The organism is Streptococcus porcorum, assembly GCF_053203725.1.
In genome coordinates, this window is sequence record NZ_JBRUDG010000021.1 from 19,517 (window position 1) to 29,674 (window position 10,158).

Here is a 10,158-nt window from a genome sequence, read left to right on the forward strand (position 1 = left end):
TCGATCTCTTTCTCACTCCCTTTTTGTGTTGTCAAATCCCTTTTACGTCACTCTTTGACTATTAGCTAAAGTATGCTAAAATGATAAAAAGGAGATAAGGTATGAAAAAAAGTTTAGGTCTATTGCTTGTTTTATTACTTTTAACAGCTTGTCAGAATCGGTCAGAGGTTGTAACAGTTGTCAAAGAAGAAAGCCAATCAAGTCAATCAACTAGTCAATCAAGTCAAAAGAGTGAGACCGCTGTATCAGAAAGTTCTACATCTTCATCATCTTCATCAAGTAGTGTCAAAGAAGCTTATACTCAAGAAGTTGCGACAGCAACAGCCCTATGGAATGCGGATAAAGCACAACAACTTGCCAGTTTTATGGTTTCTTGGGGTAATGAGATGAACCAGCCTGGGTATAAAAGTGAAGGCATTGATGAATGGTTAAGCTTTAATTTCTTTATGAATGATAGTTATGATATTTCAGTTGAGAAATCTCTTGATGGAACAGGAAACTCAGACTATAATATTGTTGCCGTATATAGTTATGTTTATGGGGCTAATAGTATCCATCGCTATTTCTTTACCTTTAATCGCTCAGGTCAACCAGTTGTTTTGTATAGCGCCCAAAATCAAGGGGGGATGCCTCATAACCGTTTGTATGTGAAACAAACACAAAACCAAGAATTAAGCGCAGGCTTTGCCAATATCGCTAATCAATAAGTGTAAAAACAACCTTTTCAGCCGAAGAGGTTGTTTTATGGTACGAATTGCCTTTGTTTTATGCTATAATGTAAGAGACTGTAACTTTTGTTACCAACTGTAATTCGACTTGCTTAAAGCAAGGACCGTTAGTATATTAAAATAAATTTTAAGGAGAAAAAATGAGCGATATTAAAATTATTGCCTTGGGTGGTGTTCGTGAAAACGGGAAAAACCTGTATATTGCAGAAGTAAATGATTCCATTTTTGTCTTGGATGCGGGCTTAAAATATCCTGAAAACGATCAACTTGGAGTGGATATGGTGATTCCTAATCTGGATTATCTGATTGAAAATAAAAATCGGATTCAAGGGATTTTCTTGACGCATGGCCACGCTGATGCTATTGGGGCACTGCCTTTTATCTTACAACATGTTCGTGTTCCTGTCTTTGGTTCTGAGTTGACCATTGAGTTAGCACGTTTAGTGGTTAAAAATAATGATGCGACTAAGAAATTTAAGGATTTTCATATTGTTGATAGCGATACGGAGATTGAATTTGGTGATGCTGTTATTTCCTTCTTTAAAACTACCCACTCTATCCCAGAAAGTTTAGGTGTTGTTGTGGGAACAGATCAAGGAAATATCGTCTATACAGGTGATTTTAAGTTTGATCAAGCGGCATCAAGTCTTTATCAAACGGATTTTAGACGATTATCTGAAATTGGTCGCGAAGGGGTCTTAGCTCTTTTATCTGATTCTGCTAACGCTGATAGCAATGTTCAAATTGCTAGTGAAGCAGAGGTTGGTCTAGAGATTGATCATGTGATTTCAAATTGGGAAGGTCGTATCATTGTGGCAGCTGTTGCTAGTAACCTTGCTCGTATTCAACAAGTTTTTGATGCAGCGGCAGAAAATGGGCGTCGTGTTGTCCTAACAGGGTTTGATGCAGAAAATATTGTGCGTACAGCTATACGTTTGAAAAAACTTCGTGTATCAGATGAAAAATTAATGGTCAAACCAAAAGATATGTCTCGTTTTGAGGACCACGAGTTGATTATTTTAGAAACAGGTCGGATGGGAGAGCCAATCAATGGTTTGAGTAAGATGTCCATTGGACGTCATCGTTATGTACAGATTAAAGATGGGGACTTGGTGTATATTGTCACAACACCATCTATCGCTAAAGAAGCAGTAGTAGCTCGGGTAGAGAATATGATTTATAAGGCAGGTGGACGTGTTAAACTTATTACACAAAATCTGCGTGTATCAGGTCATGCTAATGGACGTGATTTACAATTGATGATGAATCTTTTACAACCTAAATATCTTTTCCCTATCCAAGGTGAATACCGTGAATTACAAGCTCATGCAGATTTAGCTCAAGAAATTGGTATCTTACCAGAGAACATTTATATCATGAAACGCGGGGATATCATGGTACTTGAAAAGGATGGTTTTTTCCATCAAGGAGGCGTTCCTGCTGGTGATGTCATGATTGATGGTAATGCTATTGGTGATGTGGGCAATATCGTTCTTCGTGACCGCAAAGTATTATCTGAGGATGGTATCTTTATCGTGGCTATTACGGTCAATAAAAAAGAGAAAAAAATTATCTCAAAAGCTAAAATCAATACCCGTGGCTTTGTTTATGTGAAGAAGAGTCGCGACATTTTACGTGAGAGTGCAGATATTGTCAATAAAACTGTAGAAGAATATTTAGCGCAAGATAGTTTTGATTGGTCTGATTTAAAGTCAGCTGTTCGTGATGAAGTTAGCAAGTACCTTTTTGATCAAACCAAACGCCGTCCAGCCATTCTTCCAGTAGTAATGGAAGTGCGATGAGCTTAAATTAGCTGTAAGGTCAGTTGATGGAAAATAAGGAGAAAGGAAGAGCTGGAGTTTATATTCAGGTGTTCCTTTTTTTCTACCAGTTTTGTAAAGTTTTAGATTTTTTTGTTTTAATCATAAGTTGAAAGGGAGAAAATATGGCATTTTTTCAAATTGAATATCGTTCAGATTGTTTAGAGATGGAGCGTGAAGTTAATGTTATCTATCCAGATGGTTTTAGTGTAGCGGATCCTGACTGTCAGGATATTCCAGTTCTTTACCTCTTACATGGAATGAGCGGGAATCATAACTCTTGGCAAAAGCGGTCAGCTATTGAGCGTTTACTCAAAAAGACCAACTTGATTGTTGTCATGCCTTCAACGGATCTTGCCTGGTACACCAATACCCGCTATGGAATGAAGTATTTTGATGCTCTTGCAATGGAATTGCCACAGGTGATGCAACGTTTCTTTCCTAATATGACTAAGAAACGAGAGAAGACTTTTATTGCTGGTCTCTCAATGGGAGGCTATGGCGCTTTTAAACTCGCTATGGCAACAGAGCAGTTTTCTTATGCTGGATCATTTTCTGGGGCACTTAGTTTTAAAGGACTGGATGATAGAAATTTAAACTCACCTTATTGGTCAGGGATTTTTGGGGATGCTGAAGCGTTTGAAAAAGGAGAGAATAATCTCCAAAATTTAGCAGAAAAAACAGATCGGAAAACAAAATTTTATGCTTGGTGTGGTGTAGAAGACTTTTTATTTGAAGCCAATAATGAAGCAATCAAAAACTTTAAACAATTGGGGTTAGATATTGAGTACCGTACTGGGCCAGGTAAACATGAATTTTATTATTGGGAAAAGCAATTAGAAGAATTTTTACGCTGGCTGCCCATTGATTATGTTGAAGAAGAGCGTTTAAGTTAGGGGGATGAAGTGAGTTATCAGATCTACGGAGAATATTCGGCTTATCTACCTTTAATTTTAAAGTCTTTTCAAGAAAAAATTGAAGAAAAAAATAAGCAACAGAAGTTACAAACAGGCTTCAAACTATATGAACATTTTTTAGCCCGTGTTAAAAGCCAAGAAAGCATGATGGATAAATGTCAAAGAAAATCCTTACCGCTTCATCCTCACTCGGCTCTTAGAGAAATCAAAGATAGTATTGGGATTCGCATTATCTGTGGCTTTGTTGAAGATATTTTTTTCTTAGTTGATTTTATCAAGAAAATAGAAGGTGTTTCAGTTTATAACGAAAAGGACTTCGTCAGCAAACCAAAACCAAATGGCTATCGTTCTTATCATTTGATTTTAGAAGTAGAGACTCCTTTTCCAGACTGTCTTGGTCATCAGCAGGGGAAATACTTTATTGAGGTTCAATTACGTACTATTGCTATGGATTCGTGGGCGAGTTTGGAGCATCAGATGAAATATAAGCATGACATCAAAAATCCAGAACGCTTGGTAAAAGAATTAAAACGTTGTGCAGATGAGCTGGCGTCGTGTGATCTTAGTATGCAAACTATTAGACAACTCATCCAAGAAGGTGGTGATTAAATGACGCTCTCTATTTTATTAGCAGAAGATGAAGAACAATTAGCTCGTGTTTATACAGCTGCTTTGGAGCATAAAGGTTATCAGGTTGTTAGAGTATCAAATGGGCAAGAAGCGATTGATCAATCTAAAGAACAGGTTTTTGATGTCATGATATTAGATATTATGATGCCTGTTAAAAGTGGCTTAGAAGCTTTAGCAGAGATTCGATCAAGTGGAGATAAGACCCATGTTGTGATGTTGACAGCTATGTCAGGACTCGATGATAAAGTAACAGGGCTTGAAACGGGTGCTGATGATTATCTCACAAAGCCTATTTCCTTAAAAGAGCTCCTCGCACGGATGGCGTCCTTAGAACGTCGTTTGCATAGTTTTACAGATAAAGTGTTAAATCTTGGTAATATTATTTTAAATACTTCCCAGCAGGAGTTAGCGACTTCTAACACAATTAGATTATCTAATAAGGAAAGTCAATTGATGGCATTCTTTATGTTAAATCATGGTAAGGAATTAAGGACTAAAGATATCTTTCAGCATTTATGGGCAAAAGATAAGGATCCTGAAATAGATGAAGGCTATGTTTATATCTATGTGAGCTATCTTCGCCAGAAATTAAAAGCGATTGGGGCCAACCTTGAAATTATTGGTGACGAAAATCAGTCTTATCATTTGAGAATTAGAGAGGAGGTCGAATGATTAGAAAGTTAAGAATACAATTTATCACGATCGCTTCTATAGCTGTTTTTCTTGTTTTGACAGGTTTTATGGTAGTCTTTAATTCAGCCCGTTATATCCAAAGTAACAATGAAGTTAATACCATTATGCAAATTTTATCTGATAATGCTGGTACCTTGCCAAGTAAAAATAAATTAGATTTTTCATTAAGTAACAGCTCTTTATCTAGCACACGTCTATCCCAAATGCACTATTTTACACTCCTAATAGACTCAAAGGGAACTTTAATAGAATCTAATATGCAGCAAGCCAGTGATGTTGCAACAGATGATTTAGATGATTTGATTGATAAGGCTGATGTTAAAAATAAGGTGACTTACTTTAAATACCAACAACACTATTACGCCTATCTAGCTGAACCTTTGTCCAATCAAAAAACAAGAATCATTTATTTAGATATTACAGATTATATAGAAGAAAGACCCGAGTTATTAATTCTTTCGATCTATATGTTTATCTTTAGTATGCTATTTTTCATTGTTGTGATTTCTATTTTTTCTGGTCAAGCTATCCGTCCCTATATTGAAAATGCAGAGCGACAAAAACGCTTTATTACAAATGCAGGACACGAATTAAAAACACCTCTAGCTATCATTTCTGCCAATACGGAACTACAAGAAATGTTAGATGGAGAGAGTGAATGGAGTAAATCTACCAAAGATCAAGTACAACGTATGACCGACTTGATTAATCGCATGGTGACACTTGCCAAATTGGAAGAGCAAGCCGATCTTGTTTTAAGCAAGTGTGATTTTTCTGCTATTACACAGGATGCCGCAGAGGATTTTAAAGGACCAGTGATTAAAGATGGCAAGCAATTTACCTTAAGTATTACACCAGGACTGTTTGTTGAAGCTGAGGAGAAATCACTATTTGAGTTGGTTACCATTCTTGTTGATAATGCCAATAAATATTGTGATCCAACTGGTCAAGTAATAGTCAGTCTATCTAGGTTAGGTAGAAAAAAAATTAAGCTAGAGGTTTCAAATACTTTTTCAGATGGAAAAGCTGTTGATTATAGTAAATTTTTTGAGCGTTTTTATCGTCAAGATGAGTCTCATAATCAGCAGGTATCTGGCTATGGTATCGGTCTTTCTATGGCAGAAAGTCTGGTCAAGTTATTTAAAGGACGTATTGGAGTGACTTATAAAAATAATCATATTAGTTTTAGAGTTGTTTTTCCATCTAGTCATCCCTAAGCAAGGTTTCTCCTTGCTTTTTTAGTTAGCTCCTGTTATACTAATATCTCAAGTTTTAGGATTTTTTATGACATACGAAAGAGGTAGAACATGAAAAATCTCATTGGATTTATTGTAAAAGTGTTGTTTTTTATTCCACGCTTAATCTTATCTTTAATTTGGAGTTTAGTGAAAGCAGTGGTGATTGTTGCTCTTTTATTTTGGGGCATTACTTATTTTACTAATCAGCAAACATCATCGGTTTCAGATGTTTTTTCTACAGGTATTGAGACGCTTCGTCAAGTCCTTCAGGGAAATGGTAACCAATTAGCTAATAATGTTGCCAATAACCTTTCTAATCTATCAGTGGATAATTATTCTCATACCGAAGGGAGCCGTTGGGAGACAAATGCGGCAACTGTCTATTTGGAGTCGACTGATCCTACCCTAGTATCAGCTTATGAAACAGCTATTGCTAACTGGAATGCTACGGGTGTCTTTACTTTTACCATGACAACAGATAAAGATCAAGCTGATATTATTGCAACAGACTATTCTGATGCTCAAACGCAAGCAGCAGGTTTAGCTGAAAGCGAGACAAATATGCTGACTAACCGTTTAAAACATGTTGATGTGAAATTAAATACATATTATTTACTAAATGAGGAATATGGTTATGATTTTGACCGTATTGTTCATACAGCAGAGCATGAGTTGGGACATGCTATCGGACTTGACCACGATGATGCAGAAGTTTCAGTCATGCAGTCTGCAGGATCCACCTATGGTATCCAAGAAACAGATCTATTAGCTGTCCAAGAATTGTATCAATAGGAGTTTTATGTACCGTAAATTTAAGCGTTATGCTAGACGTTACCCAGAGCAAGTTATTTTATTATTTTTTAACACAGGAGTTTTTGCTTGGTTAAAGGCAACTAGTATGAGTATCCTATCTCATCTTAATCTAAGTGTCGGAGACTATATTCCCACATTTGTCCGTGTCTTGATTGGAGACAATATGCAATCTTTACAAAAACTGATTGGTAACTCACCTTTTATTTGGTTGGTCCTATCCATGATAATGATGTCTATTTTACGCTTTGTTGAAGGTCTAGTGAAATTATTGATTTTTACGCTTGTCATTGTTGTAGGCATCTATTTAATGATGAAAAATCAAGCTATTTTAGAACACTTAAAATTTATGTAGAAAAAAGTCAGTCCCTTACTTAAAAGATTGAGTAGGGCTGATTTTTTTTGTTATAATAGAGTCATGATTATTTTAAATGGAAACAAACTAGAACGCTCCTTTTCAGGTGACGTTCTTTTCGATAATATTAACATTCAAGTAGATGAACGAGATCGTATTGCATTGGTTGGGCGAAATGGTGCGGGGAAATCAACTCTTCTTAAAATACTCGTTGGCGAAGAGTCTCCCACCTCAGGTGACGTGACTTTGAAGCGTGATTTATCCTTGTCTTATTTGGCACAAGATAGTCGCTTTGAATCAAACAATACTATTTTTGATGAGATGCTCCTAGTCTTTTCGGATTTGCGGGCGATGGAGAAAAAGTTGCGTGCCATGGAGTTGGATATGGGGAGCTCATCAGGGGCTACATTAGATAAGCTGATGGCAGATTATGATAGACTCTCGGAAGAGTTTCGGCTGTTAGGCGGCTTTACTTATGAGGCAGATATTAAGGCGATTTTAAATGGCTTTCAGTTTCCAGAAAGCATGTGGCAAACTCCAATTGCAGAGTTATCAGGCGGACAAAATACCCGTTTGGCTTTGGCACGGATGCTTTTAGAAAAACCTGAATTGCTAGTACTTGATGAGCCGACAAACCATTTAGATATCAAAACGATTGCTTGGCTAGAAAATTATTTAGCCAACTATCAGGGAGCTTTGATTATTGTGAGTCACGATCGATACTTTTTAGATAAAGTGGCAACAGTGACTCTAGATTTAAACCCTAACTCACTTGATCGCTATGTTGGCAATTACTCTAGTTTCATGGAACAAAAAGCTCAAAAATTAGCAACGCAGGAAAAATTATTTGAAAAGCAGGCTAAGGAAATTGCTCAATTAGAAGATTTTGTTCGTCGAAATATTGCGCGTGCCTCAACCACAAAGCGTGCTCAAGCACGACGTAAGCAGTTGGAAAAAATAGAACGTTTAGATAAACCAGGACAATCACAAAAGTCTGCTCATATGACCTTTTTTGCTGAAAAGTCCTCAGGTAACGTTGTTTTAACGGCACGTGACGTTTCCATAGGCTATGATGGAAAGATTTTGTCTTCTCCTATTGAGCTTGAGTTGAACAAGCATGAAGCAGTAGCTATTGTGGGGCCAAATGGAATTGGAAAATCAACTTTTATCAAATCTATTGTTAAACAACTCCCTCTTATTTCAGGAGAGCTTCGCTATGGTGCTAATGTCGAGATGGGGTATTATGATCAAACACAAGCCAATCTAACTCCCTCAAACACTGTCTTAGATGAACTTTGGAATAGTTTCTCGACCGTTCCTGAGGTAGAGATACGTCGTCTATTGGGTGCCTTTTTATTCTCAGGAGATGACGTCAAAAAATCAGTTTCTATGCTCTCAGGTGGTGAACGAGCTCGTTTACTTTTGGCTAAACTCTCTATGGAAAATAACAATTTTCTTGTATTGGATGAGCCGACAAACCATTTGGATATTGATAGTAAAGAGGTACTTGAGGATGCCTTGATTAATTTTGATGGGACCTTGTTATTTGTTAGTCACGATCGTTACTTCATTAACCGAGTGGCAACAAAAGTTTTAGAGTTATCTGAGACAGGAAGTACGCTTTATCTAGGCGATTATGATTATTATATTGAGAAAAAAGCGGAGCTAGAAGCATTGAGAGAATTAGATGCTGCAGAAACAAATCAAGTCAGCTTGGCAGCAGCTCCCGATGCTTCTAATGATTATCAAGTACAAAAGGCTAATCAAAAAGAATACAGAAAATTACAGCGACGTTTATCAGAAATTGAAGCACGCATTGAAGTGATTGAAGTTGAGATGACAAAACTTGAGCAAGAAATGGCATTAACCAATCAAGCAGATGAGTTAATGTCCATGCAAGTACAACTAGATCAATTTATAGAAGAGCAAGAAGGTCTCCTATCAGAGTGGGAAGAGCTTGCAGAAAGGGTAGAAGGTTAAAATGGTAATCAATAAGCGTAGCCGCTTTTCAGATAGTCAGCATGTTTTTGCCTGTCCTATTTGTCATGAGGCCTTGAGTTATGGTGAGACCTTCTTAAAGTGTGAAGAGGGTCATGTGTTTGATTTAGCCAAATTTGGCTATGTTAACCTAGCTCCTCAAGCGAAATCTTCTGATAATTATGATAAGACCAGTTTTAAAAATCGTCAGAAGATTTTAGAGAATGGCTATTATCGTCATATCTATGAAGCCATTAAGGAAGTAGTTCATAGAGAAAGCCTTACTCAGCTTCTAGACGTAGCCTGCGGAGAAGGTTATTATTCTAGATGCTTATCGGATGATTTGGGGTTGAATCTTTTTGCTTTTGATCTTTCAAAAGAGTCGATTCTTCTGGCTAGTAAGGCAGATAAAACCTATGCGGTTAAGTGGTTTGTAGGAGATTTGACACAGCTCCCTATTCAAGATAAGGTAATGGATGGGATCTTAGATATTTTTTCGCCCGCCCACTACAAAGAATTTAATCGTGTATTGAAAGATGATGGTCTTGTCATCAAACTCGTTCCAGGTCCCAATCATCTAAAAGAGCTTCGACGTTTGGCTCAAAATCAACTTCAGAAAGCAGATTATGACCAGCATCGCGTGGTTAATCATTTTGCTAAGTTTTATCCAAGATTCCAAGAACAGTTGGTATCACAAACCTATCCTATCAGCCCCGAAGATCTTAGGGCTTTTGTGGAGATGACACCGCTTTTCTTCCATGTTGATTCCAACCTTTTAAATCTAGATAGCATTACTGAAGTGACAGTTGAAGCTGTTTTACTTATCGGATATAAAGAAAATCGCTAGGATTCCTAGCGATTTTTTTTGGCTCTATAATTTCTGTAGTGGGTAAGAACACCGTGGAAATTATGGAGCCTTTTTGAATATAGAAAAAGGTCCCATATGACCTATAATGAAAAGCGACGAAACTCACATTAGAAAGGGTTCAT

10 protein-coding genes are annotated in these 10,158 nt (G+C 37.0%); all 10 read left to right on the forward strand.

What is annotated here, in order from left to right; all coding sequences use genetic code 11:
• The first annotated feature begins 101 nt into the window (after window positions 1–101).
• The 10 genes from ACVRWY_RS06485 (at window position 102) to ACVRWY_RS06530 (ending at window position 10,015) form a co-directional block, all read left to right on the forward strand.
• Complete coding sequence (locus ACVRWY_RS06485) at window positions 102–707, forward strand: DUF4767 domain-containing protein (RefSeq protein ID WP_354369277.1); 606 nt, start codon at window positions 102–104, stop codon at window positions 705–707.
• 161 nt (window positions 708–868) lie between these two features.
• A complete protein-coding gene (locus ACVRWY_RS06490; protein WP_354369275.1) occupies window positions 869–2,530 on the forward strand; it encodes a ribonuclease J in 1,662 nt (553 codons plus the stop codon).
• 143 nt (window positions 2,531–2,673) lie between these two features.
• Window positions 2,674–3,444, forward strand: coding sequence for an alpha/beta hydrolase (locus tag ACVRWY_RS06495; RefSeq protein ID WP_354369274.1), 771 nt, complete (start codon window positions 2,674–2,676; stop codon window positions 3,442–3,444).
• 9 nt (window positions 3,445–3,453) lie between these two features.
• A complete protein-coding gene (locus tag ACVRWY_RS06500) occupies window positions 3,454–4,074 on the forward strand; it encodes a GTP pyrophosphokinase (RefSeq protein ID WP_354369272.1) in 621 nt (206 codons plus the stop codon).
• Window positions 4,075–4,767, forward strand: coding sequence for a response regulator transcription factor (locus ACVRWY_RS06505; protein WP_354369271.1), 693 nt, complete (start codon window positions 4,075–4,077; stop codon window positions 4,765–4,767).
• Window positions 4,764–6,005, forward strand: a complete 1,242-nt coding sequence (locus ACVRWY_RS06510; RefSeq protein WP_354369269.1) for a sensor histidine kinase — start codon at window positions 4,764–4,766, stop codon at window positions 6,003–6,005. The genes ACVRWY_RS06505 and ACVRWY_RS06510 overlap by 4 nt, the downstream gene beginning before the upstream one ends.
• Window positions 6,006–6,107: 102 nt before the next feature.
• The gene (locus ACVRWY_RS06515) at window positions 6,108–6,818 is read left to right on the forward strand and encodes a M57 family metalloprotease (RefSeq protein ID WP_354369315.1); all 711 of its coding nucleotides are present in this window, start codon (window positions 6,108–6,110) and stop codon (window positions 6,816–6,818) included.
• Between the two features lie 7 nt (window positions 6,819–6,825).
• The gene (locus tag ACVRWY_RS06520) at window positions 6,826–7,191 is read left to right on the forward strand and encodes a hypothetical protein (RefSeq protein WP_354369267.1); all 366 of its coding nucleotides are present in this window, start codon (window positions 6,826–6,828) and stop codon (window positions 7,189–7,191) included.
• A gap of 63 nt (window positions 7,192–7,254) precedes the next feature.
• Window positions 7,255–9,171 carry an ABC-F family ATP-binding cassette domain-containing protein gene (locus tag ACVRWY_RS06525; RefSeq protein WP_354369265.1) on the forward strand — a complete coding sequence of 639 codons (1,917 nt, stop codon included), beginning with the start codon at window positions 7,255–7,257 and terminating at the stop codon, window positions 9,169–9,171.
• 7 nt (window positions 9,172–9,178) lie between these two features.
• Window positions 9,179–10,015 carry a putative RNA methyltransferase gene (locus ACVRWY_RS06530; RefSeq protein WP_354369313.1) on the forward strand — a complete coding sequence of 279 codons (837 nt, stop codon included), beginning with the start codon at window positions 9,179–9,181 and terminating at the stop codon, window positions 10,013–10,015.
• Window positions 10,016–10,158: the final 143 nt, after the last annotated feature.